This window comes from Klebsiella sp. JN_Kp126 (assembly GCF_033843325.1).
Lineage (GTDB): Bacteria > Pseudomonadota > Gammaproteobacteria > Enterobacterales > Enterobacteriaceae > Klebsiella > Klebsiella michiganensis.
Map to the genome: position 1 here is coordinate 39,552 of NZ_JAWXQV010000094.1, position 25,505 is coordinate 65,056.

Sequence of the window (25,505 nt, forward strand, 5' to 3'; positions counted from 1 at the left end):
CTGACAAACGGGTAGCCCGGATAAGCGCAGCGCAGTCCGGGGATACAAAGCAGCATAAAGAGAGAATATAAGATGTTTCATCGCTTATGGACGTTAATCCGCAAAGAGCTGCAGTCGCTGTTGCGCGAACCGCAGACGCGGGCGATTTTGATTATGCCGGTGCTGATCCAGGTGCTGCTGTTCCCCTTTGCCGCCACGCTGGAGGTGACGAACGCCACCATCGCCATCTATAATGAAGACAACGGCAAGCACGCCGTGGAGCTGACCCAGCGCTTCGCCCGCGCCAAAGCCTTCACCCACGTGCTGTTACTGAAAAGCCCTCAGGAAATAAGACCGACCATCGATGAACAAAAAGCGCTATTGGTCGTGCGTTTCCCGGCGGATTTTTCGCGCAACCTCGACACCAACCAAACCGCCCCGCTCCAGCTGCTGCTGGACGGGCGCAACTCCAACAGCGCGCAAATTGCCGCCAACTACCTCCAGCAGATCGTCAAAAGCTATCAGCAGGACCTGCTGGAAGGCAAAGCCAAACCGAACAATAGCGAGCTGGTGGTACGCAACTGGTATAACCCGAATCTCGATTACAAATGGTTCGTGGTGCCGTCGCTGATCGCCATGATCACCACCATCGGCGTAATGATCGTCACCTCGCTCTCCGTTGCCCGCGAGCGCGAACAGGGGACGCTCGACCAGCTGCTGGTCTCGCCGCTGGCAACCTGGCAGATCTTTATCGGTAAAGCGGTCCCGGCGCTGATTGTCGCCACCCTGCAGGCGACCATCGTGCTGGGGATCGGTATCTGGGCCTACCAGATTCCCTTCGCTGGCTCACTGCTGCTGTTTTACTTCACGATGATCGTTTACGGTCTGTCGCTGGTAGGATTCGGACTGCTGATTTCGTCGCTGTGCTCCACGCAGCAGCAGGCGTTTATCGGCGTATTCGTCTTTATGATGCCGGCGATTTTACTCTCCGGCTACGTTTCGCCGGTGGAAAATATGCCGGTATGGCTACAAAACCTGACGTGGGTGAACCCGATTCGTCATTTCACCGATATCACCAAGCAGATCTATTTGAAGGATGCGAGTCTGGAAATCGTGTGGGGAAGTTTGTGGCCGCTACTGGTCATAGCGGCCACCACTGGCTCGGCGGCGTATGCGATGTTCCGAAGAAAGATCGCGTAATACTCGTCATCGTTCAAGCCACAACTGTGCTGGCTCGCCTTGCTCCCCCCAGTCACATAGTTATCTATGCTTCTGGGGATTCGCTGCGTTGCCGCCTTGTTGTAGCCCGAACGATTTAGCGTATCTGTTTTTATCTTTCGCCAGCAGTGAAACCACCGCCGGACCGGCCAGTATTGCCAGCCCGGCGAGGGCCAGCAGCAGGTTATTGTGCAGCACGCGCGACAGCAGCCACAGCACGATCACCGCGGTACCGAAGTACCAGGTGGTGGTGAGTTCCTCAAGGAAATCACCGACGTCGCGCCAGCGCTCATCGTGATGGCGCTGCAAAAACAGCATCGACACTAACGTGACGCCGTACAGCACGCACAAACCTAATCCGACGCGCACCAGCGCGCCGCTCATCCAACCCATCACCAGTACTGCCACGACCAGTAGATGCAACATAATCTGCCAGCAACTAAGACCCGTTGCGACGCGTACACGTTGTTGCCACTTCATGGCTTCTCTCCTGAAGGATTTTTCTCTGCTACTCAGAGTACCGCACTTTACGGAAAATTCCGTATCACCGCATCTTTTTGTGACCTCTACTACACTATTTCCTACAGGAAAGTGACATTGCCCAGAGAAATAAGGACAAACAAATGCCGCGATTTTCGTTAAACGTGCTGACAATTAACACTCATAAAGGGTTTACTGCGTTCAATCGCCGCTTTATTTTGCCCGAATTACGCGAAGCGGTGCGCAGCGTCAGCGCCGACATTGTTTGCCTGCAGGAGGTGATGGGGGCGCACGAAATTCATCCGCTGCATATCGAAAACTGGCCGGATACCACCCACTATGAGTTTCTGGCCGATACCATGTGGAGCGATTATGCCTACGGCCGCAACGCCGTTTACCCGGAAGGGCATCACGGCAACGCGGTCCTCTCCCGCTTCCCCATCGAACATTATCAAAATCTCGATGTTTCGGTCGGCAACAGCGAAAAGCGCGGCCTGCTCTACTGCCGCATCGTCCCGCCGGAAAGCGGCATCGCTATCCATTTATTCTGCGTGCACCTGGGACTGCGCGCTCATCAACGCCAGGCCCAGCTGACGATGCTGGCAGACTGGGTGAACGGTTTACCCGCGGGCGAACCGGTGGTGGTAGCCGGTGATTTTAACGACTGGCGGCAGCAGGCGAACCGCCAGCTTAAAGCCCAGGCCGGGCTGGAGGAGATTTTTACCCGCGCCAGAGGGCGCCCGGCGCGCACTTTCCCGGTCAGCTTTCCGCTGCTGCGACTTGACCGCATCTACGTAAAAAACGCCCACGCCAGCCAGCCCAGAGCGCTGGCGTTAAAACAGTGGCGTCATCTGTCCGATCATGCACCGCTTAGCGTGGAGATACATCTGTGAAATGCAGCTGGCAGGAAGGAAACCGCATTCGGCTATTAGAAAATGGCGATAACTATTATCCGGCCCTGTTTGCCGCCATCGGCCGCGCGCAGCAGCGGGTGATCCTTGAGTCTTTTATCTGGTTTGAAGATGACGTCGGCAAACAGCTCCATGCCGTTCTGTTAAAAGCGGCCCAGCGCGGCGTGCGCGTCGAGGTCTTACTGGACGGCTACGGCTCGCCGGATTTAAGCGAAAGCTTTGTGGGCGAGCTGACGTCGGCTGGCGTGATTTTTCGCTATTACGATCCGCGCCCGCGCCTGCTCGGCATGCGCACCAATTTATTTCGTCGTATGCATCGCAAAATCGTGGTGATTGACGACGTTACCGCCTTTGTCGGCGGCATTAACTACTCCGCCGAGCACATGACCGATTACGGTCCGGAGGCCAAACAGGATTACGCCGTACAGGTCGAAGGGCCGGTAGTGCTCGATATTCTGCAATTTGAACTCGAAAACCTCCCCACCAGCGAAGCGACACGACGCTGGTGGCAGCGGCGTCGGCATAAGCCTGAAATCAACCGCAACCCCGGCGAAGCGCAGGCGCTGTTTATCTGGCGGGATAATCAGGATCATCGCGATGATATTGAGCGTCACTATCTGAAGATGCTGACCAGCGCCCGCCGGGAAGTGATTATCGCTAACGCCTACTTTTTCCCCGGCTATCGGCTGCTGCACGCTATGCGCAACGCTGCCCGCCGCGGCGTGCGCGTTAAGCTCATCGTTCAGGGTGAGCCGGATATTCCGATTGTCAAATTCGGCGCGCGCCTGCTCTACCACTATCTGGTAAAAGGCGGCGTGCAGATTTTCGAATATCGCCGCCGTCCGCTGCACGGCAAAGTGGCGCTGGCGGACGATCACTGGGCCACTGTGGGCTCCAGCAACCTCGACCCCCTGAGCCTGTCGCTGAATCTGGAAGCCAACCTGGTGATTCACGACCGCGAGTTTAACCAGACGCTGCGCGATAATCTCAATGGCTTAATCCTTAACGACTGCCGCGAGGTCGATAAGCGCATTTTGTCGAAACGAACCTGGTGGCGGCTCGGCATTAGCGTGCTGGCGTTCCACTTCCTGCGCCACTTCCCTGCCTGGGTCGGATGGCTACCGGCCCATACGCCGCTGCTGTCGCGGGTTCAGCCCCCGGTACAGCCAGAAATAGAAACCCAGGACCGCGTGGACCCGGAAAACCAGGAGGTGAAATCCTGATGGCGAAATCTCACCCTCGCTGGCGGATGGCGAAAAAAATCCTGACGGTGCTCTTTTTTATCGCCGTCGTCGTTCTGCTGGTGGTCTACGCGCAAAAAATCGACTGGCAGGACGTGTGGAAGGTCATTCGCGATTACAACCGTACGGCGCTGCTCAGCGCCATCGGGTTGGTTATCGCCAGCTACCTGATCTATGGCTGCTACGACCTGCTGGGGCGCGCTTACTGCGGCCACAAGCTGGCTAAACGCCAGGTGATGCTGGTGTCGTTTATCTGCTACGCCTTTAACCTGACGCTCAGCACCTGGGTGGGTGGGATTGGTATGCGCTATCGGCTCTACTCGCGCCTCGGCCTGAGCGGCGCAACCATTACCCGTATCTTCTCTCTGAGCATTACCACCAACTGGCTGGGCTATATTCTGCTCGGCGGTATTATTTTTAGCTCCGGCATGGTGAAGGTGCCCGAGCGCTGGTATATCAGCCAGTCGTCGCTGCAAATTCTGGGCGTCGTTTTACTGCTGATTTCCGCGTTTTACCTGTGGGCCTGCGCCTTTGCTAAAAAGCGCCATCTGACGATAAAAGGCCAGCGGCTGGTGCTGCCGTCCTGGCGCTTCGCGATATTGCAGATGGCGGTTTCCAGCCTGAACTGGATGGCGATGGGGGCGATTATCTGGCTGCTGCTGGGCCCGCAGGTGGACTATTTTCTCGTGCTCGGCGTGCTGCTGGTCAGCAGCATTGCGGGGGTTATCGTGCATATTCCGGCAGGCATTGGCGTGCTTGAGGCGGTATTTATCGCCATGCTTTCCGGGGAAGAGATTTCGCGCGGCGCGATTATCGCCGCCCTGCTTGCCTATCGCGCCCTGTACTACTTCCTGCCGCTGCTGCTGGCGACCATCGGCTACCTGATTCTGGAGAGCCGGGCGAAGCATCTGCGGGAGAAAAACCAGCGCAAGCTGGCGGGCGAGTAGTCAAAAAAGCCCCGGTCGCTGATGCTGACCGGGGCTACAGGTTTACCACCGTCTGAGATCCGGGAACGAGTTAACGACGGTTGCCGAAAATGCGCAGCAGCATCAGGAACAGGTTGATAAAGTCCAGATACAGCGTCAGCGCCCCAAGAATCGAGTATTTGCGCAGCGTTGACGCATCGCGAACGTCAATCTGCTCGCCGATGTTTTTCAGCTTCTGGGTGTCATAGGCGGTCAGGCCGACGAAGACGATCACCCCGATGTAGGTCACCGCCCACATCAGCGCTTCGCTCTTCAGCCAGAAGTTAACCAGCGACGCCAGCAGGATACCGATAAGCGCCATAAACAGCATATTGCCGAAGCCGCTCAGGTCGCGTTTAGTGGTATAGCCGTAAAGGCTCATCACGCCAAACATCCCGCCTGCCACCACGAAGGTACTGGCGATCGATGAGTAGGTATAGACGAGGAATATACTGGATAAGGTGAGCCCGGTTAGCGCCGAATAGAGCATAAACAGGGTGGTCGCCATTCCCGCGCTCAGCCGCTGCACCATGCCGGAGAGCACGAATACCAGCCCCAGCTGGGCGATGATCAGGCCGAAAAAGGTTATTTTGCTGGAAAAGACAAACATCATCACCGCAGGGGTGTTGGCCGCAAACCACGCTATAAACGCCGTGAGCAGCAGCCCGACCGTCATCCAGCCGTACACCTGCGCCATATAAGTTTGAAGTCCGCTGCGACCCTGTACGATCGCCCCGGAACGAGGATATCTATCCATGACTGTCTCCTGATTAACGAAATTTATCTTCTAAGCGTACCACACTACCAGCGTTCTGCCGCTTCACGGTCGCTATCTCGCGCATCGACCCAGCGCTCGCCTTCCGGCGTCGCCTCCCGCTTCCAGAACGGCGCGCGGGTCTTCAGGTAATCCATAATAAACTCCCCCGCCGCAAACGCGCTACCGCGGTGGGCGCTGGTGACGCCGACAAAGACAATCTCCTCCCCGGGCCACATCTCGCCGATACGGTGAATCACCGTCACCCGGCCCAGCGGCCAGCGCTCGCGCGCCTGTTCCACAATCTCCGCCAGCGACTTTTCCGTCATCCCCGGATAGTGTTCGAGGGTCAGCGCTTTGACGCTGTCGCCAAGGTTGTGGTTGCGGACCTTGCCGGTAAACGTCACTACCGCGCCGTCTTCATCGCGCTCGGCCAGCCAGGGGTATTCGTCGCCGACCTTAAAGCGGTCATGGCTGACGATAATACGCGTCTGCGTCATGTTATCCCCCGGTAACCGGCGGGAAAAACGCCACTTCATCACCGGCCGCCAGCGGGTGATCAAACGTCGTCAGCGTCTGGTTTACCGCCGCCAGCAGCTTGCCCTCCTCCAGCGCCAGCGCCCAGCGGTCGCCGCGGGCGATCAGCTGCTGGCGAACGGCTTCAACCGTGGTCAGGCCTTGCGGATCGAGCGTCAGGGAGTCGGTGCCGAGCAGTTCGCGCACCTGGGCAAAAAAAAGAACCTTAATCATGGCTATCTTCCACTCTGAAATCGCCGGACTTGCCGCCGCTTTTCGCCAGCAGGCGCACCGGACCTATCACCATATCTTTCTGCACCGCTTTGCACATATCGTAAATCGTCAGCGCGGCGACGGAAGCGGCGGTCAGGGCTTCCATCTCAACGCCGGTTTTCCCGGTCAGACGGCACAGGGATTCGATACGCACCCGGTTATGCTCGGGCTGCGCCTGCAGATTGACTTCGACTTTGCTCAGCATCAGCGGATGGCAAAGCGGAATCAGCTCCCAGGTGCGTTTTGCCGCCTGGATCCCGGCAATGCGCGCGGTGGCAAAGACATCGCCTTTGTGATGGCTACCGTCGATAATCATCGCCAGCGTCGTGGCCTGCATTTCAACATAGGCCTCGGCGCGCGCTTCGCGAACCGTCTCCGCTTTCCCTGAGACATCGACCATGTGCGCTTCGCCGGCGGCGTTAATATGGGTCAGCTGCGTCATAAATTACTTCTTAAGATGAGAGATAAAGTTGCACGGGCGCGTGCGCGCATCGAGCTGCGGCGCAATAATATTGTCCCATGCGGTACGACAGGCTTTGGTTGAGCCGGGCATCGCAAAAATCAGCGTGCGGTTCGCCACCCCGGCAACGGCGCGGGACTGCAGGGTCGAGGTACCGATCTCTTCGAAGGAGAGCATGCGGAACACCTCGCCGAAACCTTCCACTTCGCGGTCAAACAGCGGCAGCAGCGCTTCCGGCGCCTGGTCGCCGTCGGTAAAACCGGTGCCGCCGGTAATCAGCACCACCTGCACCTCATCGCCGGCAATCCACGCCGACACCTGAGCGCGAATGGCGTAGCGGTTCTCTTTCACAATCGCCTTATCGATGATGACGTGCCCCGCCTCCTCAGCCGCGTCGCGCAGCCAGTGTCCAGAGGTGTCGTCCTCTTCGCCACGTCGGCTGGAGACGGTGAGAATAGCAATACGGGTCGGGATAAACTCAGCGCTGGCCTGGCTCATCTGATCGCTCCTTAAAATGAATTATCCGCCAATATAGGACAGGTTCTGGGTAATACCGGTGTTGCCCTGATGCAGGAAGTGGGTCTGTTTTTTGTGCGTTAACGCCTCGGATATGCGCGCCTCCAGCGCCGGCTGCTGCTGCTCATCGGCGAGCAGATCGCGCAGATCGACGCCGCCTTCGCCGAACAGGCACAGGTGCAATTTACCCACGGAAGAGACGCGCAGACGGTTACAGGTAGCGCAGAAGTCTTTTTCATAAGGCATAATCAGACCGATTTCCCCGGCATAATCCGGATGGCAAAACACCTGCGCCGGGCCGTCGCTACGCTGGCGGATCTGATGGATCCAGCCGCGACGCAGCAGCTCATCGCGCAGCACCATGCCCGAGATATGATGGCGGCGGAACAGATCGCTGCCTTCGCCGGTTTCCATCAATTCAATAAAACGCAGCTGAATGCGGCGCGGCTGGATCCACGCCAGAAAAGTGTCGAGCTGGTGATGGTTAACGTCGCGCATCAGCACGGTATTGACCTTCACTTTTTCGAAGCCAGCGGCAAATGCGGCATCGATGCCGTCCATCACCTGATGAAACTTGTCCTGGCCGGTGATGGCGTGAAACTGACGCGCATCGAGGCTGTCCACGCTGACGTTAATCGCCGTCAGCCCGGCATCGCGCCAGCTTTCAACGTCGCGCGCCAGCCGGTAGCCGTTGGTGGTGACCGCAATCTGGCGAATAGAAGGGTTTTCCCGCACCGCGGCGATGATGTCGGTAAAATCGCGACGCAGCGAGGGTTCGCCGCCGGTCAGGCGCACCTTTTCCGTCCCCAGGGCGGAGAACGCGCGCGTCACGCGGCAAACTTCATCAACGCTGAGAAAGCCTTTATTGGTGACGGCGCCGGGCTTATAGCCATCGGGGAGACAGTAGGTGCAACGAAAGTTGCATACGTCGGTAATTGATAAACGCAGATAGTAAAACTTCCGCGCAAATGCATCGGTAAGCTGTGAAGCCATAGACACCTTTCCAAATACGGGAGACGCGGTCATTTCTTTTCGCGCCCTGGTGGCAACCGAAGTTGTCACGGCCAAAGCACCATATCTTTCGACACAGGCACAGAGGCTAGAGTGTTAGTGGGTTACGCCGAATAGTAGCGCGGAAACCAGGGTTATGCCATACCCACATTTCGTTATGTAAAGGCATATATAACGGATTTATCTCGTTTTTTTCACCTAAGCACGTGAGAAAAAAGCGTAATCCTTCCTGCAAATCACCGCCCAGCATCGGATATAAAAACACCCAGTATTATTTCGCGCTCACCGGGTCATCCATTTCGACACCCAACAAAAGATGATATTCTCACCCCAGAACAAGGGAGAGACTTATTTAATGAAAAGAATAAGTTAACTGTTAACAATCGGTCTACAAAGGATGGTATTTTGCGATGACCCGCTCTATCCAGGTGATTCTGGCAATGTTCGCGCTTTGCAGCGGTTCCGTTTTAGCCGCCGAGCCCTGTTTTCACTATGCCCAGGAGATAAAACTCAGTGGGTACCTTGAGGTCAGAGCCTTTTATGGTCCCCCCGGCTACGGCGAAAACCCCAAAACGGATAGCCGCCTGAGACAGGATATTCTCTTCCTGGACGAACCCATCTGTACAAAAGCTAACCGGGATGAGATAGGGGAGAAAACTCAAATAGAAGTCACGCTACGAACGGAAAGTCCATCCAGTGAGTTAACCGGGCTCGCGGGTAAATATATCACGGTAACCGGCCGGCTTGAGCACGCCGAGACCAGGCATGATAATACCAACCTTATTTTATCCTCGGTAAAGCTGGTGGGAAGTAAGGGGAACATGGAAAGGAAGGCAATTCTGGATACCATTCGCCCACAGGCGGCAAACCAGGCCGGACAGGCCGTGCGTATTAAAGTCGATCGCCTGAACACTAGTGGTGAATGGGCCATTCTGGTCGGGAAAGTCGTCGCACCTGAAGGGCAAAAGCTAGACTGGTCGCAGGCAAAAGAGTGCGATGCCGACCTTGATAAAATGCTGTGGGCCGTGTTGACTAAAACCGCCGGACAGTGGCAGGTGAAGGAGATCGATATTTGCGCTTCCGAGCCGCCCTGGTGGTATCTGACGGATGCCGATCTCAAGCTGCCCTGCGACGTTTATTCCGGCCTGGAGTCCGTGGAGGAAAACCGACGCTTTGACGATCTGGCAACGCGCTGTAGAGCACTTAAAAACCAACCCTCTGTTGAGATAAAAACGACAAAACAAGCTGAACTCAACGCCCAGAAAAAACGCGAGATTATTAAGCAACTTCAATAATTCCAGCAGGCTTTGAAAACTAAAAACGGGGCGGCTGTGAAGTCCTTTATCGCGTTTCCCCTTCCCTGGATAATGCCTGCATTCTGGCCAGAACAGGATGATAATCCTCCCGAGGTCATCACTGAGGCGATGTTTGATAAATATTCAGAGGACATTTTGCAAGTGATGGGAGAACTGAGTGCGATCCCATCAGATGTTCAAATGCTGACCATAACGAAATTTAGGGATAATGCATTATCGACAAATGAACAAAGCCGCAAATATTACCCAGCCGGCGTCAGCGATGAAAATCGCTATTATTACGAGGAAAATGGGCAGAGACATTTTACTGACGGTGTCTGCGATGCGGTGGCCAGCGCTGAGTTTACTGATGACGGACTGCTTGCTAGTTTTGGTAGCGGAACAAACGAACAACTGCCCGGCCTGTCGGAGTCTTGCGAACATTCAACAAATTTCGAATTTATACTGATGAATAACCGGCTTCGACTGAAAAGCGTCAGCTATGTGGGCTAGCACCAAGGATTCACAGCGATACCTTTCAGACCTTGTTAAACAGGATCAATATACAGCCCATCTATTTTCAACGCCGCAACTCCGTATTTGAAGCCATGCTAAAGACCCACCTATAAGATAACCTGACATCGTCTTTTAGAGGGAGATCGGTTACTGTGTTCGCGATTATTTGAGATAAGGATTTTTATGCGCAATCGCACTTTCGCCGATCTGGATCGCGTGGTGGCACTCGGCGGCGGGCACGGGCTGGGCCGGGTAATGTCATCCCTCTCTTCGCTCGGTTCACGCCTCACCGGCATCGTCACCACGACCGATAACGGCGGCTCTACGGGGCGCATTCGTCGCGCGGAAGGCGGCATCGCCTGGGGCGATATGCGCAACTGTATTAATCAGCTCATCGCCGAACCCAGCGTGGCCTCGGCGATGTTTGAGTACCGTTTTAGCGGCAACGGCGAGCTTTCCGGGCATAACCTCGGCAATTTGATGCTTAAGGCGCTGGATCACCTGAGCGTGCGCCCGCTTGAAGCGATCAATTTGATCAGGAATCTTCTTAAGGTCGACGCGTTTCTGATCCCGATGTCGGAACAACCGGTCGATCTTATGGCCATCGACCATGAAGGGCACGAAGTTTACGGTGAAGTGAATATCGATCAGCTTGCCAGCGTGCCGCGCGAGCTTATGCTCTCCCCGCCGGTGCCCACCACCCGTGAAGCGATAGAAGCCATCGCCGAAGCCGATTTAATCCTGATTGGCCCCGGCAGCTTCTATACCAGCCTGATGCCGATTCTGCTGCTTGATGAGATGGCGAAGGCGCTGCGCCGCACGCCCGCGCCAATGGTGTTTATCGATAACCTCGGCAAAGAGCATAGCCCGGCAGCCAGCCTGACGCTGGCGGACAGGGTCGCCATTATGGAGCAGCAGATTGGTAAACGGGTGATTGACGCGCTGGTTGTCGGCCCGAAAGCCGATATCGCAGGGATTAAGGATCGGGTCGTCATTCAGACGCCGCTGGACGCCAGCGATGTGCCCTATCGTCACGATCGCCAGCTGTTGCGCCGCGCGCTGGATAAAGCGATTCAGGCCTTAGGCTAATCCTCAACGCGGCCTTATCCTCGCGACAAAAACAGGCAGGCTTAAAATCTTAAGGTTGTCTTAAAAAAAAACGGGCAGCATAGCGAACATCTCTTTATGTGGACTTCGCTATGTCGTTATTTTCTTTACGTCGGCCAATGCTTAACCGTACGGTCTATTTGATTCTGTTCGCCTGCTATATTGGCCTGGCGCTGAACATCGCTTTCTATCGCCAGGCGTTTACCCTGCTGCCGGTCAACGGCCTGCATAACTGGCTGGTGTTCCTCAGTATGCCGATAGTGGCTATCAGCGTGATGAATATCATCACCACGCTAGCGTCATTTCTTAAGCTTGACCGCCTCGTTATCAGCCTGTTTATTCTGCTTAGCGCCTCGGCCCAGTATTTTATCTGGACCTTTGGCGTGGTTATCGATCGGGCGATGATCACCAATATTCTCGATACCACTCCCGCCGAAAGCTTTGCGCTACTCTCCGGAAAAATGGTCCTGATCCTGGGACTCTCCGGCATTCTGGCGGTGGTCGTGGCCTGGTGGGTTAAAATCCGCAAACCGGCAACCCTGTGGCGCAGCGTGGCGGTAAGGCTGTTGAGCATCGTGGTTTCAGCGCTGCTGATTATTCTGGTCGCGGCATTCTTCTATAAAGATTACGCCTCGCTGTTTCGCAATAACAAAGAGCTGGTTAAGTCCCTGAGCCCGTCAAACAGCATTGTGGCCGTGAACTCCTGGTATGCGCATAACAGGATGGATAATCTTCCGCTGGTCAAAATTGGCGAAGACGCGGTTCAGAAGCCGGAGATGCGCAGCGGACCGCGGAAAAACCTGACTATCGTGGTGTTAGGCGAAACCTCAAGGGCGGCAAACTTTTCCCTGAACGGCTACGCCCGCGAGACCAACCCGCGCCTGAAACAGGATAATGTTATCTATTTCCCCGACACCACGTCCTGCGGCACCGCGACCGCGGTTTCTGTACCGTGCATGTTCTCTAATATGCCGCGCGCCCACTATGATGAAGAGCTGGCGCACCATCAGGAAGGCGTGCTGGATATCCTGCAGCGCGCGGGAATTCAGGTTCAGTGGAATGATAACGACGGCGGCTGTAAAGGAGCCTGCGACCGGGTACCGCACCAGAACGTCACCGATCTCAAGCTTAGCGGCCAGTGCATCGACGGCGAGTGCTACGATGAGGTGCTGTTCCATAACCTGGAGAACTATATCGATAATCTGCAGCAGGACGGGATTATCGTTCTGCACACTATCGGCAGCCACGGCCCAACCTACTACAATCGTTATCCGGCGCAGTTTAAACAGTTTACGCCCACCTGCGACACCAACGAGATTCAGAGCTGCACCCAGCAGCAGCTCACCAATACCTACGATAATACGATTTTGTATGTCGATTATGTGGTCGACAAAGCGATAAAATTACTGCAGTCAAAGCAGGATAAATTTACCACCAGCCTGGTGTATCTCTCGGATCACGGCGAGTCGCTTGGCGAGGATGGGGTGTATTTACACGGGCTACCGTGGTCCATCGCCCCGGAGACGCAAAAACACGTCCCGATGCTGCTGTGGCTGTCAGCGGATTATCAACAGCGCTATGGCGTGTCCAGCCAGTGTTTGCAGCAAAAAGCGAAAACGCAAGCGTATTCGCAGGATAATCTTTTCTCCACCCTGCTCGGTCTGCTCGGGGTCAGCACCCGCGAGTACCAGGCAACAGACGATATTTTAACGCCATGTAGAGAGGCAGGCCGATGAAAATTTTAGTCATTGAAGACGATGCGCTCCTGTTACAAGGGTTAATTCTGGCGATGCAAAGCGAGGGCTACGTTTGCGACGGCGTATCAACCGCCCACGAAGCCGCCCTCTCTCTGGCCAGCAACCACTACAGCCTGGTGGTTCTCGACCTCGGCCTGCCGGATGAAGACGGTCTGCACTTCCTGGCGCGTATGCGACGGGAGAAGTTCAGCCAGCCGGTGCTGATCCTCACCGCCCGCGATACCGTGGATGACCGCATCAGCGGCCTGGATACCGGCGCGGATGACTACCTGGTTAAGCCGTTTGCGCTGGAAGAGTTGAACGCGCGCATTCGCGCCCTGCTGCGTCGTCACAATAATCAGGGCGATAACGAACTGTCCGTCGGCAATCTGCGCCTGAACGTCACCCGGCGGCTGGTCTGGCTCGGCGAGCAGTCCCTGGATTTAACGCCCAAAGAGTACGCTCTGCTTTCACGCCTGATGATGAAAGCGGGCAGCCCGGTGCATCGCGAAATTCTCTACAACGACATTTACAGCTGGGACAACGAACCGGCCACCAATACGCTGGAGGTGCATATCCATAATCTGCGCGATAAAGTCGGCAAATCACGCATCCGCACCGTCCGTGGCTTTGGCTATATGCTGGTTGATAACGCGGAGACCGAATAACGCTATGGCTTTTTTTGTCAGTGAAAACTGGACTATGCGTCATCGGCTGCTGCTGACAATTGGCGCTATTCTGGCCGTTTGTCAGCTCATCAGCGTGTTCTGGCTGTGGCATGAAAGTCAGGAGCAGATTCAGCTGCTGGTCGCCAGCGCCATTGAAGGGCATAACAATCAGAAGCATATTGAGCATGAGGTTCGCGAAGCGGTAGCCAGCCTGCTGATCCCAAGCCTGCTGATTATCGGCCTGGCGCTGTATATCTCCCTGCTGGCGGTGAAAAAAATCACAAAGCCGCTTTCCAGACTGCAGCTCGAGCTGGAAAGCCGCACCCCGGACAACCTCCAGCCTATCACGCTGAAGGAATCGGTTCCTGAAGTCACCGCGGTGACCACCGCGATTAATCAGCTGGTGTCCCGCCTGAATTTAACCCTCGATCGCGAGCGTCTGTTTACCGCCGATGTCGCCCATGAGCTGCGCACGCCGCTGGCCGGGCTACGTCTGCACCTGGAGCTTCTGGCGAAAGTGCATGGCGTTAGCGTGGACCCGCTAATTCAGCGTCTCGATCAAATGACCAATAGCATTACCCAGCTGCTTCAGCTGGCGCGCGTTGGCCAGTCATTCTCCGCCGGAAGCTATCAGCAGGTTGCGCTGAAAGAGGATGTAATCGAACCGCTGCAGAGCGAGCTTGAGACTATGCTGCAGCAGCGCCAGCAGACGCTGGCGATCAACGTCAAGGATGGAGAGGCGATCGTGTCGGGCGACGCCACGCTGGTGCAGGTTATTTTACGTAACCTGGTCGAAAACGCGCATCGTTATAGCCCGACGGGGTCGACGATTAAAGTGTCGATAGCGCCTGGCCCAACGCCCATTCTGGCCGTTGAGGATGAAGGACCGGGAATTGATGAGGCTAAAAGCGGTGAGCTAAGCAAAGCGTTCGTCCGCATGGACAGCCGCTATGGCGGTATTGGTCTCGGGTTAAGCATCGTCACCCGCATCGCCCAGCTGCACGACGCGCAGTTCTTTTTACATAACCGACAGCCCGGGCCCGGCGTTCGCGCCTGGGTACTCTTCCCTAAAGCTTCGCGTCAGAACGTCAGCACCCACTGATGGAAAAAGGCAACGACGATAACAAACGCGCAGGTGACTGCCAGGTATTCGCGGAAGGTTAATTTTTGCATGGCGCTATCCTCAGTAAAGTGAGGATAGTTTCGCCAAACAAGATTAAGCCAACATTAAGCATCACGGAAAATCGCGACAGAGGGGCAACAAATAACCAAAGCGTTTCGGCTCATGTGCCCGCTTTTCTGTCGGGTGGCGGCTGGCGCCTTACCCGGCCTACGAAAAACACATTCCGTCCATCGCCCGAAGACCCGGTAAGGCCCGGGCGATATTTAGCTGGCAACGCCGCTACGAAGCGGCGATAAACAGCTCGCGCAGCTGGTGAAGCTGGTCGCGAATTTGCGCCGCCTCTTCAAACTCCAGGTTCTGCGCGTGCTGCATCATCTGCCCTTCCAGTTCGTGAATCTTCTGCTGGAGCGCCTTCGGCGTTAGCGCGACGACATCCGCCTCAACCGGTGAGCGAGACTTGCCGCGCCCCTTGGTTTTGGTTTTCGCGATATTCTGACCGAGCGCCAGAATGTCGACCACTTTCTTATTCAGACCCTGCGGAACGATACCGTGCTCTTCGTTGTACGCCTGCTGCTTCTCGCGGCGGCGCTCGGTTTCCCCGATCGCTTTCGCCATCGACGGGGTGATTTTATCGCCGTAGAGAATCGCTTTGCCGTTGATATTTCGCGCCGCGCGGCCAATGGTCTGAATCAGCGAGCGTTCAGAGCGCAGGAAGCCTTCTTTATCGGCATCCAGGATCGCCACCAGCGAAACTTCCGGCATATCCAAACCTTCACGCAGCAGGTTGATCCCCACCAGCACGTCAAACTCGCCGAGGCGCAGGTCGCGGATAATCTCCATGCGCTCCACGGTGTCGATGTCCGAGTGCAGGTAGCGCACCCGCTCGCCGTGCTCTTCCAGATATTCGGTTAAATCTTCCGCCATGCGTTTGGTCAGCGTCGTGACCAGCACGCGCTCGTTGATCGCGGTGCGGATGCGAATCTCCGAGAGCAGATCGTCGACCTGGGTGCCTACCGGACGCACTTCGATGACCGGATCCAGCAGCCCCGTAGGACGGACGACCTGGTCCACCACCTCGTCGCCGGATTTATCCAGCTCATAGGCTCCCGGCGTCGCCGAAACATAGATGGTTTGCGGCGCCAGGGCCTCAAACTCTTCAAACTTGAGCGGACGGTTATCGAGCGCCGACGGCAGGCGGAAACCGTACTCCACCAGCGTCTCTTTGCGCGCCCGGTCCCCGCGGTACATACCGCCGATCTGCGGGATCGTGACGTGGGACTCATCGATGACCAGCAGACCATCGGCCGGCAGGTAGTCAAACAGCGTCGGCGGCGGTTCGCCCGGCCCACGGCCCGACAGATAGCGCGAGTAGTTTTCAATCCCCGAGCAGTAGCCCAGCTCGTTCATCATTTCGAGGTCGAACTGCGTACGCTGGCTCAGACGCTGCTCTTCCAGCAGCTTGTTGTTCTCCAGCAGTCCCTTACGCCGCTCCGACAGTTCAACTTTAATCTCTTTCATCGCCTGGACGATGCGCTCGCGCGGGGTGACGTAGTGGGTTTTGGGATAAACGGTGAAGCGCGGGATCGTCGACTCAATATGACCGGTCAGCGGATCGAACAGCGACAGGCGCTCAACTTCCTCATCGAACAGCTCAACGCGCAGCGCGATATCGTCAGACTCCGCCGGGAAGATATCAATCACCTCGCCGCGCACGCGGAAGGTACCGCGCTGGAAGGCCTGATCGTTGCGGGTATACTGCAGCTCGGCCAGGCGGCGCAAAATAGCGCGCTGGTCGATAATCATGCCGACCGTCAGATGCAGCATCATTTTCAGATACAGATCCGGATCGCCCAGACCGTAGATAGCGGAGACCGAGGCCACCACCACCACGTCGCGACGCTCCAGCAGCGCTTTGGTCGCCGACAGACGCATCTGTTCAATATGTTCGTTCACCGACGCATCTTTCTCGATGAAGGTGTCCGAGCTTGGCACGTAGGCTTCCGGCTGGTAGTAGTCGTAGTACGAGACGAAATACTCCACCGCGTTCTCCGGGAAGAACTCTTTCATTTCGCCGTATAGCTGCGCCGCCAGGGTTTTGTTTGGCGCCAGCACCATCGTCGGACGCTGCAGGTCAGCAATGACGTTGGCGATGGTAAACGTTTTACCTGAGCCGGTAACCCCGAGCAGGGTTTGATGCGCCAGGCCATCTTCCAGCCCCTCTTCCAGGCGACGAATGGCTTCCGGCTGATCGCCGGAGGGACGGAAAGCAGAATGCAGCTTGAACGGTTTACTCATCAATCAGAACCTGAAGAAGGGTTGAACGGCAGGTGTTTAATTCTACTCGCCGGCTCAGCTTTTGCCAATAAAAAATACTGGATATAAAAACAGTATCATATTATCGTAGTCGGACTAATTAGCGCTTTTTACCGCCAACATGGACGAATAAAAACCGCTTTACGGGATAATCGACCACGCCTCAGGGTTATCCCCAAAAAGTATGGCCATTTAACATTTGTCAAGCGAGGGGATGAATGTTTTATGGCAGTCGGTGACACTTTTCTTACAGGCATTGATTTTATTTAAATAATTGATATTTAATAGAATTTAATAAAAGACGGGTTTCGCGCCAATTCGGCCGCAGGCCGCGTACTCTCTAGCTTACCGCAAGTTTTCTAACTCTAATACACAAGGTTATCCACAGGAATAGTGGATAACTGTCTGCAGCCCATGACCCGAGCCACCCGAACAAAACCCGTCGCCCCGGCCAAACCCGCCGCGAAAAAAATTAATTGAATTTTTTTTGCTGTTTATTGGCGAAGAGTGGCTAGATTTTTTGTTATTTTTTGCACCACATTTCAGCGCACGGGCACCGGGAAAGTGCAAGGTCGGTCCGCTTGTGCCCGGTCGCACCTGTATTGACCAGCAAATACCGAGAGTTCTTTTTCCTGGCAAGAGATTTGCAGAATCTTCTCGTCGCCTGCTATCCCAGGAAAGGAGAAAACGTCTATGTTGAGTCTACGCGCCGTGAACCACTATTACGGAAGCCAGCACACGCTGTGGAATGTTGACCTTGAGCTCAAACCCGGTAAATGCACTTGCGTCATGGGGCGCCAGGGAATGGGGAAAACCACGCTCGTCAACTGTATTACCGGTCATCTGCCGGTGGCCAGCGGCACTATCACCTGGCAGGACGGAGGATCGGCACCCTATGACCTGATGCCGCTCTCCGCGCAGTCGCGCAGCGCCATCGGCATTGGCTATGTACCGCAGGATAAACGGATTTTTTCGCAGCTGAGCGTGGAGGAAAATTTGCACATTGCCCTTGCGGCGGGCGGCGAACCGGCGTCAGCGGTCGCCGGAGAGATTTACGATCTGTTCCCCGAGCTGTACGCTCTGCGCCAAAGTAAAGGGATTACCCTGAGCGCCGACGATCAGTACCAGCTGGCGCTGGCCAGGGCGCTGATAACCCGTCCGCGCCTGCTGATCCTCGACGAACCTTCGCGCGGCGGCGGCCAGCGCTTCCTGCACAAGCTCGGGGATTTACTGATGCGCCTGAACCGCGATATTGGCCTGACGGTGCTGATCGCCGAACAGCACCTGCCGTTTATTCGTCGGGTGGCGGATCGTTTCTGTCTGCTGCACTGTGGACGCAGCGTAGCCCAGGGCGACGTTATCCAGCTGGATGCCCCACTGCTGGCGAAGTGGATGACGCCCGATCCAGCGCGCTGAGGTCGAGATACTGACCGAGATCCTCGCGCTGAGCCGCCTCCGCCAGCCACGGGATCTCGCCAAGAAACGGCGCGGGCAGCACGCGTTTCAGCGTTGCCAGATATTCAGGGTGGCGCCTGCCGGGCGGTTGGATATCGTTGGCTATCCAGCCCGCCAGCGGCAGTCCGGCCTGCAGCACCGCCTGAGCGGTGAGCATGGCATGGTTGATGCACCCCAGCTTAACGCCGACCACTAAAATCACCGGCAGCCGCTCTTCCTCTACCCAATCGGCAAAGGTCAGCGTTTCTGACAGCGGCGTAAACCAGCCCCCCGCCCCTTCCACCAGTAGCCAGTCGGACAGCGCTTCCAGCTCGCGCAGTCCAGCAGAAATCGCGGCGGCGTCAATCGGTCTCCCTTCATCGGCGCTGATAATATGCGGTGACGTCGGTTCAGCAAAGGTGAACGGATTGACCTGCTCGTAGCGCAGCGCCACGCGGCTATTGCGCTGTAAAGCCAGCGCATCCTCATTACGTAATCCCTGGGCCGTATAGTCGCTGCCGGAAGCCACCGGTTTGTAGCCAGCGCTTTTAAATCCCTCGCGATTGGCCGCCTGCAGCAGCGCGCAGCTGGCGACGGTTTTCCCCACCTCGGTGTCGGTGCCGGTAACGAAGAAACGTTTAGTCACGTTCGATAACTCCTGTAAAAAGATGATACGTCAGCGGGCACTGGCCCTGCTGCTGTGGCCAGGCGAGCTGGAGCTGCCGCAGCTTGCCGCGGCTGAGCGGCGCAGGGCTGCGTCCGTGGTGCAGATGGGTCGCGCCAATGCCTTTAAGCGAGCGCATCGCGCCAAGCGCGTCGGGAAACGGCAGCGTGATGGCGTGGACGTGGCCGCTGACGCGGCGACCGGCCAGCGCCTGACGCACCGCCTGCTCGCTGAGAAAACGGTTGGCGTGCGGCCGCTCATCGATGGCTCGCCAGGCCTGATTGAGCTCAGGTAACGAACCTGACAGCAGCGTACTAAACGCCACGCGGCCGCCGGGCCGCACGACCCGGGACAGCTCATCAATGGCGGTCGCGAGATTGTCGCACCACTGAACCGCAAGGTTGCTCCACGCCAGATCAACGCAGCCGTCCGCCAGCGGCAGCGCTTCGATGTCGCCCTCGACGTAGCGGTGCGCGCAGTTTCCGCGGCGGGCCTCCGCCAGCATGTCGACGGAAAGATCCAGCGCCGTCACCCGGCTCCCTGCATCGCGCCAGAAGCGGCTTATGCTGCCGGGGCCGCAGCCCGCGTCCAGCACCTCAGGAAAAGTCTTGATATCGAGCTGTTCCAGCAGCAGCGAGGCGCTAAGGCGCTGTAATTCGTCGTGCTGAGCGTAATGTCCCGCCGCGCGGCCAAACGCCGCCGCGACGGCGCGCTTATTCACCGCCGTCATGCAGCACCTCCAGCAGGCGGGCGATATCGGCAGACTCGTGCGCGGCGGTCAGCGTCAGGCGCAGCCGCGCGCTGCCGACGGGGACCGTCGGCGGGCGAATGGCCGTCGCCCAGCAGCCTTCCTCACGCAGACGCGCCGCCAGCCGCAGCGCGCGGGCGTTGTCGCCGACGATCAGCGGTTGGATCGCGCTGCCGGAATCAGTGAGCTCCCCGGGATAGTGGGACATTCCCCGGCGAAAGTCGGCGATATGGCCGGCCAGCGTTTCCCGCCGCTGCTGACCCTCGTCGCTGCGAATCACGGCCAGCGCGGCGCTCAGCGCCACCGCCTGCGCCGGCGGCATGGCGGTGCTGTAAATCAGATGGCGGGCAAACTGCAGCAGATAATCCGCCAGCGCCTCGCTGCACAGCACCGCCGCGCCGCTGACGCCAAACGCTTTACCGAAGGTGACGATAAGCAGATCCGGGCGTACCTGCTGCGCGTAGCAGCTGCCGCGCCCCTCTTCGCCGAGCGCGCCGATACCGTGCGCGTCGTCAACCAGCAGAAGCGCGCCGGCCGCCCGCGCCGCCTGAGAAACCTCAGCCAGCGGCGCGCTATCGCCGTCCATGCTAAAAATGCCTTCGGTCACCACCAGCTGCTGGCCGGATAGCGGTTTCGCCAGCAAATCGTCAAGATGGCGGCTGTCGTTGTGCTGAAAACGCCGCAGCTGCGCCGGGCTAAGGCTGGCGGCTTCCAGCAGCGAAGCGTGGCTGAGACGGTCGGCGACAATCCGATCCTCTTTGCCCGCCAGCGCGGCAATCACCGCCTGATTCGCGGCAAAGCCGGAAATAAACAGCAGCGCGCGCGGATAGCCCAGCCAGCCGGCCAGCTGCTCCTCCAGCGCGCGGTGCGCCTCGCTATAGCCGCTGACGTGGCCGGAGCCGCCGCTGCCGACGCCGTAGCGGTCCGCACCCTGCTGCCAGGCCTTGACGATAGCCGGATGCTGGCTGAGGCCAAGATAATCGTTGCTGGAAAAATTGAGCCAGCGCCGCCCTTCGCGGCTGAGCCAGCGTCCTGCGCCCAGCGTCACCGGCAGGCGACTGCGCAAGGCATCCGCCGCCTGCCGTTCCGCCAGCGCCAGCTCGATGCGGTGCTGCCAGCTCATAGCGCCGCCGCGTTGTAATATTCCTCGGTATCCGGGTTCATCAACGCCTGCTCCAGCCGCTGCTGCTGGGCGTTATCGCCTTCCAGTACCTCGGTCTGCTGCGGATTAATCCCCAGCTTGCGGAACAGCTGCAGGTCTTTGTCCTCTTCCGGGTTTGGCGTGGTCAGCAGCTTGCAGCCGTAGAAAATCGAGTTCGCCCCGGCCATAAAGCACATTGCCTGGGTCTGTTCGTTCATCTGTTCACGACCGGCGGAGAGGCGCACGTGCGAGGTCGGCATCATGATGCGCGCGATGGCGATAGTACGAATAAAATCAAAGGCGTCCACGTCGTCGTTATCCGCCAGCGGCGTGCCTTTGACCTTCACCAGCATGTTAATCGGCACGCTTTCCGGCGGCGTCGGCAGATTGGCCAGCTGTAGCAGCAGCCCGGCGCGGTCTTTGACCGTTTCCCCCAGCCCGACAATACCGCCGGAGCACACTTTAATTCCGGCATCGCGCACTTTATCGAGGGTATCGAGGCGCTCCTGGTAGGTGCGGGTGGTGATGATATTGCCGTAGAATTCCGGCGAGGTATCGAGGTTGTGGTTGTAGTAATCCAGACCGGCGCCGGCCAGACGCTGGGCCTGGCTATCGTTGAGCGTGCCAAGGGTCATGCACGCTTCCAGCCCCAGCGCTTTTACCCCTTTCACCATCTGCTCAAGATACGGCATATCGCGATCGTTCGGATTCTTCCACGCCGCCCCCATACAGAAGCGGGTTGAACCGGCTTGTTTCGCCTGTCGCGCCGACTCAAGCACCTGTTCAACCTCCATCAGGCGTTCGGATTCCAGACCGGTTTTATAGCGCGCGCTTTGCGGGCAGTATTTGCAGTCTTCCGGGCAGGCGCCGGTCTTAATCGACAGCAGCGTGCTGACCTGAACCTGGCGCGGGTCGAAGTGCTGGCGATGGATCTGTTGCGCTTCAAACAGCAGATCCAGAAAGGGTTTATTAAATAACTCAGTAACTTGCGACATTGTCCAGCGGGGGTGGTGAGCCATTAGCCTCTCCAAAGGGTTTTGTTAATTGTTGGTTCGGTTTATACTCGTAAACCTAAATGTTTTCAAAATGGTTTACAAGTCGATTATGACAACGGACGATCTCGCTTTCGATCGGCGCCACATCTGGCACCCTTACACTTCAATGACTTCGCCGCTGCCGGTCTATCCGGTCGTGGCCGCCCACGGCTGTGAGCTGACCCTCGCCGACGGCGGGCAGCTGGTTGACGGCATGTCGTCCTGGTGGGCGGCCATTCATGGCTATAATCACCCGCGCCTGAACGCGGCGATGAAAGCGCAGATTGACCAGATGTCGCACGTCATGTTCGGTGGGATTACCCACCCTTCCGCGGTCGCCCTGTGCCGCCAGCTGGTGGCGATGACCCCGGAAAGCCTCGAATGCGTGTTCCTCGCCGATTCCGGCTCCGTCGCCGTCGAAGTGGCGATGAAAATGGCGCTGCAGTACTGGCAGGCGAAGGGTGACCCGCGCCAGCGCTTTCTCACCTTCCGCAACGGCTATCACGGCGATACCTTCGGCGCGATGTCGGTCTGCGATCCGACGAACTCAATGCACAGCCTGTGGCAGGGCTATCTGCCGGATAACCTCTTCGCCCCGGCGCCGCAGAGCCGCTTCGACGGCGACTGGGATGAGCGGGATATGGTACCGTTCGCCCGTCTGATGGCCGCCCACCGCCATGAAATCGCCGCGGTGATCCTCGAGCCGATTGTTCAGGGCGCGGGCGGAATGCGGATGTACCACCCCGAGTGGCTCAGGCGGATCCGCAGGATGTGCGATCGCGAGGGCATCCTGCTGATCGCCGATGAGATCGCCACCGGCTTTGGTCGAACCGGTAAGCTGTTCGCCTGCGAGCACGCGGGGATTGCGGCGGATATTCTGTGCCTCGGCAAAGCGCTGACCGGCGGCACCATGACCCTCTCCGCCACCCTCACCACCCGTCAGGTGGCAGAAACTATCAGCGACGGGGAAGCCGGCTGCTTTATGCACGGCCCGACCTTTATGGGCAACCCGCTGGCCTGCGCGGCGGCGACCGAGAGCCTGCGCCTGCTGGAAAGCGGCGAATGGCAGCAGCAGGTGGCAGCCATTGAAGCGCAGCTCAGCGCCGAACTGGCGCCGGCGTGCGAATCCGCGCAGGTTGCCGATGTGCGGGTGCTGGGAGCGATTGGCGTGATCGAGACGCATCGGCCGGTGAATATGGCCGCCCTGCAGCGCTTTTTCGTCGAACAAGGCGTGTGGATCCGCCCGTTCGGTCGCCTGATTTACCTGATGCCGCCGTACATCATTACGCCGGAGCAGCTGAGTCGCCTGACGCGGGCGGTAAACGCCGCGGTTCAGGAAGAAACATTTTTTAGCGAATAAGCGACGGTAATGGCGCCTCTCTCGCGCTACACTTTCTGGCTAATCAGCGGATGACTACGAGGAGAGACGATGAAATTAATCAGTCATGATTTACAGGATGGTGAGAAGCTGCCCAATCGTCATGTCTTTAACGGCATGGGCTACGATGGCGATAATATCTCGCCGCATCTGGCGTGGGACGATGTCCCGGCCGGAACCAAAAGCTTTGTGGTGACCTGCTTCGATCCCGATGCGCCCACCGGCTCCGGCTGGTGGCACTGGCTGGTGGCCAATCTTCCGGCCGATACCCGCGTGTTACCGCAGGGAGCCGGCTCCGGACAGGCGGAACTGCCCGAAGAGGCGATTCAGACCCGTACCGATTTTGGCCAGGCCGGATACGGCGGCGCGGCGCCGCCAAAAGGCGAGACCCATCGCTATATCTTTACCGTCCACGCGCTGGACGTCGAAAAAATTGCGGTCGATGAGGGCGCGAGCGGCGCGATGGTCGGCTTTAACGTCCATTTCCACAGCCTCGGCAGCGCGTCGATTACCGCCCTGTTTAGCTAATCCCCGGATGGCGGCGTAAACGCCTTATCCGGGCTACAGGTGAGTGCGATTAGGTAGCCCGGGTAAGGCGTCAGCCGCAACCCGGGTAAACCAAAACAATCACGACTCCGTCACCGCCTGCACGGCGTTTTTGCGCACCCGCGCAAACCACACCGCCGTCAGCAGCCCGAGCCATACCAGACCGGCGATAAGCGCAATCCGCGTCTCCTCCACCATCCCCAGCACCGCGATGACCAGTCCCATAAACAGCAGCGTCAGCAGCGGCGCAACCGGCCAGAACGGCACCGGGAACGCGATATTGCCGCGCTCTTCAGCGGACAGGCCGCGACGCATCGCAAAGTGGGCCAGCAGGATCATCAGCCAGACCCACACCGTCGCGAAGGCCGCCAGCGAGGCAATCAGCACAAACACCTGCTCCGGCATCAGGTAGTTCAGCACCACCGCCGCCAGCAGCGCCACGCCCATCACCACCACCGTCATCCACGGCACCCCGTTGCTGGCGATGCGCTGGAAGCTCTTCGGCGCCAGCCCCTCTTTCGCCATGCCGTACATCATGCGCCCCGCGCCAAAAATATCGCTGTTAATCGCCGAAATACTGGCGCTGATCACGATGATATTCAGGATGGTGGCCGCCGCCGGAATCCCCAGACCATCAAAAATCAGCACGAACGGACTGCCCCGCTCGCCGAAGCTGTTCCACGGGAAAATCGCCATCAGAATCGCCAGGGTGCAGACATAGAACAGCACGATTCGCAGCGGGATAGTATTGATCGCCTGCGGGATCACCTTCTGCGGATTCTTCGCTTCCGCCGCGGTCACGCCGATAATCTCGACGCCGCCAAAGGCAAACATCACGATACCGAGCGAGGCGATAATCCCCTCCCAGCCGTTAGGGGCAAAGCCGCCGTGGCTCCACAAATTCTCCAGCCCGGTTGCCGGAAAGGCGTTACCGAATCCAAAGAAAATGATGCTGCCGCCCGCCACAATCATGGCAATAATCGCCACCACTTTGATCAGCGACAGCCAGAACTCCATCTCGCCGAAAACGCGCACGCTGCACAGGTTCATGGCGCCGATAAAAAAGATAATGCTCAGCACCCAGATCCAGCGGGGAACATCGGGATACCACAGCCCCATATAGATGCCGAACGCGGTAACGTCCGCGAGGGCGACGATCACCATCTCAAAGGTGTAGGTCCAGCCGGTAATAAAACCCGCCAGCGGGCCAAGATACTGGCGCGCGTAGCTGCTGAAGGAGCCGGAAACGGGGTTGCGTACCGCCATTTCCCCCAGCGCCCGCATCACGATAAACACCGCCGCGCCGCCGATCAGATAGGCCAGCAGTACCGCCGGGCCCGCGGCCTTGATCGCCGATGCCGAGCCGTAGAACAGCCCGGTACCGATGGCGGAGCCGAGGGCGATAAAACGAATGTGCCGGGCATTCAGCCCGCGCAGCAGGTGTGGCTTGTTTTGTTGTTGCATATGCAAGTGTCCTG

Annotated in this window: 26 protein-coding genes and 1 riboswitch; of the genes, 13 read left to right on the forward strand and 13 right to left on the reverse strand. The window is 57.8% G+C overall.

The annotated features are described in order from the left end of the window. The first annotated feature begins 72 nt into the window (after window positions 1–72). Window positions 73–1,179, forward strand: coding sequence for an ABC transporter permease (locus tag SIK97_RS26295; protein WP_004849064.1), 1,107 nt, complete (start codon window positions 73–75; stop codon window positions 1,177–1,179). Window positions 1,180–1,239: 60 nt separating this feature from the next. Here SIK97_RS26295 and SIK97_RS26300 read toward each other — a convergent pair whose 3' ends face one another. Further along, entirely contained in the window at window positions 1,240–1,677 is a 438-nt protein-coding gene (locus tag SIK97_RS26300; RefSeq protein ID WP_004130686.1) for a YbhQ family protein, read from the reverse strand. Window positions 1,678–1,820: 143 nt separating this feature from the next. Between SIK97_RS26300 and SIK97_RS26305 the strand changes: the two genes are divergently transcribed. The 3 genes from SIK97_RS26305 to SIK97_RS26315 are packed head-to-tail and all read left to right on the forward strand — an operon-like array spanning window position 1,821 to window position 4,776. Continuing rightward, on the forward strand, window positions 1,821–2,570 hold the full coding sequence (locus SIK97_RS26305) for an endonuclease/exonuclease/phosphatase family protein (protein WP_014228498.1): 750 nt from the start codon (window positions 1,821–1,823) through the stop codon (window positions 2,568–2,570). After that, window positions 2,567–3,811 (forward strand): cardiolipin synthase ClsB, encoded by a 1,245-nt coding sequence (gene clsB / locus SIK97_RS26310; RefSeq protein WP_014837867.1) that lies wholly within the window; start codon window positions 2,567–2,569, stop codon window positions 3,809–3,811. The genes SIK97_RS26305 and clsB overlap by 4 nt, the downstream gene beginning before the upstream one ends. Next, the gene (locus SIK97_RS26315) at window positions 3,811–4,776 is read left to right on the forward strand and encodes a lysylphosphatidylglycerol synthase transmembrane domain-containing protein (protein WP_038424237.1); all 966 of its coding nucleotides are present in this window, start codon (window positions 3,811–3,813) and stop codon (window positions 4,774–4,776) included. The genes clsB and SIK97_RS26315 overlap by 1 nt, the downstream gene beginning before the upstream one ends. 70 nt (window positions 4,777–4,846) lie before the next feature. Here the strand turns inward: SIK97_RS26315 and SIK97_RS26320 are convergent, their stop codons facing one another. From SIK97_RS26320 to moaA, 6 genes are all read right to left on the reverse strand, one after another. Next, window positions 4,847–5,551, reverse strand: a complete 705-nt coding sequence (locus SIK97_RS26320; RefSeq protein ID WP_004849060.1) for a Bax inhibitor-1 family protein — start codon at window positions 5,549–5,551, stop codon at window positions 4,847–4,849. A 44-nt stretch (window positions 5,552–5,595) separates the two neighbouring features. After that, on the reverse strand, window positions 5,596–6,048 hold the full coding sequence (gene moaE / locus SIK97_RS26325; RefSeq protein WP_004849058.1) for a molybdopterin synthase catalytic subunit MoaE: 453 nt from the start codon (window positions 6,046–6,048) through the stop codon (window positions 5,596–5,598). 1 nt (window position 6,049) lies between these two features. After that, window positions 6,050–6,298: a molybdopterin synthase sulfur carrier subunit gene (moaD, locus tag SIK97_RS26330; protein ID WP_004849056.1), complete on the reverse strand. Its 249-nt coding sequence runs from the start codon at window positions 6,296–6,298 to the stop codon at window positions 6,050–6,052. Then, a complete protein-coding gene (gene moaC, locus SIK97_RS26335; protein ID WP_014228494.1) occupies window positions 6,291–6,779 on the reverse strand; it encodes a cyclic pyranopterin monophosphate synthase MoaC in 489 nt (162 codons plus the stop codon). Before moaC ends, moaD begins: the two co-directional genes overlap by 8 nt. A 3-nt stretch (window positions 6,780–6,782) precedes the next feature. Continuing rightward, the gene (gene moaB, locus SIK97_RS26340) at window positions 6,783–7,295 is read right to left on the reverse strand and encodes a molybdenum cofactor biosynthesis protein B (RefSeq protein ID WP_057173979.1); all 513 of its coding nucleotides are present in this window, start codon (window positions 7,293–7,295) and stop codon (window positions 6,783–6,785) included. A gap of 21 nt (window positions 7,296–7,316) precedes the next feature. After that, entirely contained in the window at window positions 7,317–8,306 is a 990-nt protein-coding gene (moaA, locus tag SIK97_RS26345; RefSeq protein ID WP_065366257.1) for a GTP 3',8-cyclase MoaA, read from the reverse strand. Then, window positions 8,294–8,432: riboswitch (molybdenum cofactor riboswitch) on the reverse strand. Its footprint overlaps the gene before it by 13 nt. Window positions 8,433–8,734: 302 nt before the next feature. Here moaA and SIK97_RS26350 point away from each other — a divergent pair. From SIK97_RS26350 to pmrB, 6 genes are all read left to right on the forward strand, one after another. Beyond that, window positions 8,735–9,619 (forward strand): DUF4431 domain-containing protein, encoded by an 885-nt coding sequence (locus SIK97_RS26350; RefSeq protein ID WP_100248302.1) that lies wholly within the window; start codon window positions 8,735–8,737, stop codon window positions 9,617–9,619. 36 nt (window positions 9,620–9,655) lie between these two features. Continuing rightward, a complete protein-coding gene (locus SIK97_RS26355; protein ID WP_100248301.1) occupies window positions 9,656–10,132 on the forward strand; it encodes a hypothetical protein in 477 nt (158 codons plus the stop codon). A gap of 186 nt (window positions 10,133–10,318) precedes the next feature. Then, the gene (yvcK, locus tag SIK97_RS26360; RefSeq protein ID WP_004849048.1) at window positions 10,319–11,224 is read left to right on the forward strand and encodes a uridine diphosphate-N-acetylglucosamine-binding protein YvcK; all 906 of its coding nucleotides are present in this window, start codon (window positions 10,319–10,321) and stop codon (window positions 11,222–11,224) included. Window positions 11,225–11,334: 110 nt separating this feature from the next. After that, entirely contained in the window at window positions 11,335–12,978 is a 1,644-nt protein-coding gene (gene eptA, locus SIK97_RS26365) for a phosphoethanolamine transferase EptA (protein ID WP_025108112.1), read from the forward strand. After that, window positions 12,975–13,646 (forward strand): two-component system response regulator PmrA, encoded by a 672-nt coding sequence (gene pmrA, locus SIK97_RS26370; RefSeq protein WP_004849045.1) that lies wholly within the window; start codon window positions 12,975–12,977, stop codon window positions 13,644–13,646. The genes eptA and pmrA overlap by 4 nt, the downstream gene beginning before the upstream one ends. A 4-nt stretch (window positions 13,647–13,650) precedes the next feature. Beyond that, window positions 13,651–14,748, forward strand: coding sequence for a two-component system sensor histidine kinase PmrB (gene pmrB, locus SIK97_RS26375; RefSeq protein ID WP_014228490.1), 1,098 nt, complete (start codon window positions 13,651–13,653; stop codon window positions 14,746–14,748). Window positions 14,749–15,048: 300 nt separating this feature from the next. Here pmrB and uvrB read toward each other — a convergent pair whose 3' ends face one another. Next, on the reverse strand, window positions 15,049–17,064 hold the full coding sequence (uvrB, locus tag SIK97_RS26380) for an excinuclease ABC subunit UvrB (protein WP_057173977.1): 2,016 nt from the start codon (window positions 17,062–17,064) through the stop codon (window positions 15,049–15,051). 711 nt (window positions 17,065–17,775) lie between these two features. Between uvrB and SIK97_RS26385 the strand changes: the two genes are divergently transcribed. Beyond that, a complete protein-coding gene (locus tag SIK97_RS26385) occupies window positions 17,776–18,498 on the forward strand; it encodes an ABC transporter ATP-binding protein (protein ID WP_014228488.1) in 723 nt (240 codons plus the stop codon). On the opposite strand, the gene bioD is transcribed toward SIK97_RS26385, so the two are convergent. Genes bioD through bioB form a run of 4 tightly spaced genes read right to left on the reverse strand, consistent with a single transcriptional unit; the run spans window position 18,440 to window position 22,088 of the window. Continuing rightward, window positions 18,440–19,162 carry a dethiobiotin synthase gene (gene bioD, locus SIK97_RS26390; protein ID WP_032748817.1) on the reverse strand — a complete coding sequence of 241 codons (723 nt, stop codon included), beginning with the start codon at window positions 19,160–19,162 and terminating at the stop codon, window positions 18,440–18,442. The two genes, SIK97_RS26385 and bioD, sit on opposite strands and share 59 nt — an antisense overlap. Further along, window positions 19,155–19,910, reverse strand: a complete 756-nt coding sequence (bioC, locus tag SIK97_RS26395; protein WP_057173976.1) for a malonyl-ACP O-methyltransferase BioC — start codon at window positions 19,908–19,910, stop codon at window positions 19,155–19,157. Before bioC ends, bioD begins: the two co-directional genes overlap by 8 nt. Next, complete coding sequence (gene bioF, locus SIK97_RS26400; protein WP_057173974.1) at window positions 19,894–21,051, reverse strand: 8-amino-7-oxononanoate synthase; 1,158 nt, start codon at window positions 21,049–21,051, stop codon at window positions 19,894–19,896. The genes bioC and bioF overlap by 17 nt, the downstream gene beginning before the upstream one ends. Next, entirely contained in the window at window positions 21,048–22,088 is a 1,041-nt protein-coding gene (gene bioB, locus SIK97_RS26405; protein WP_014228484.1) for a biotin synthase BioB, read from the reverse strand. The genes bioF and bioB overlap by 4 nt, the downstream gene beginning before the upstream one ends. Window positions 22,089–22,173: 85 nt before the next feature. Here bioB and bioA point away from each other — a divergent pair, with 85 nt between their 5' ends. Both bioA and SIK97_RS26415 read left to right on the forward strand, forming a co-directional pair. Next, window positions 22,174–23,463 carry an adenosylmethionine--8-amino-7-oxononanoate transaminase gene (bioA, locus tag SIK97_RS26410; RefSeq protein ID WP_032750110.1) on the forward strand — a complete coding sequence of 430 codons (1,290 nt, stop codon included), beginning with the start codon at window positions 22,174–22,176 and terminating at the stop codon, window positions 23,461–23,463. Window positions 23,464–23,532: 69 nt separating this feature from the next. Beyond that, complete coding sequence (locus SIK97_RS26415) at window positions 23,533–24,009, forward strand: kinase inhibitor (RefSeq protein ID WP_009653774.1); 477 nt, start codon at window positions 23,533–23,535, stop codon at window positions 24,007–24,009. Window positions 24,010–24,108: 99 nt separating this feature from the next. Here SIK97_RS26415 and SIK97_RS26420 read toward each other — a convergent pair whose 3' ends face one another. After that, window positions 24,109–25,491 carry an amino acid permease gene (locus tag SIK97_RS26420; RefSeq protein WP_004849033.1) on the reverse strand — a complete coding sequence of 461 codons (1,383 nt, stop codon included), beginning with the start codon at window positions 25,489–25,491 and terminating at the stop codon, window positions 24,109–24,111. Window positions 25,492–25,505 lie beyond the last annotated feature (14 nt).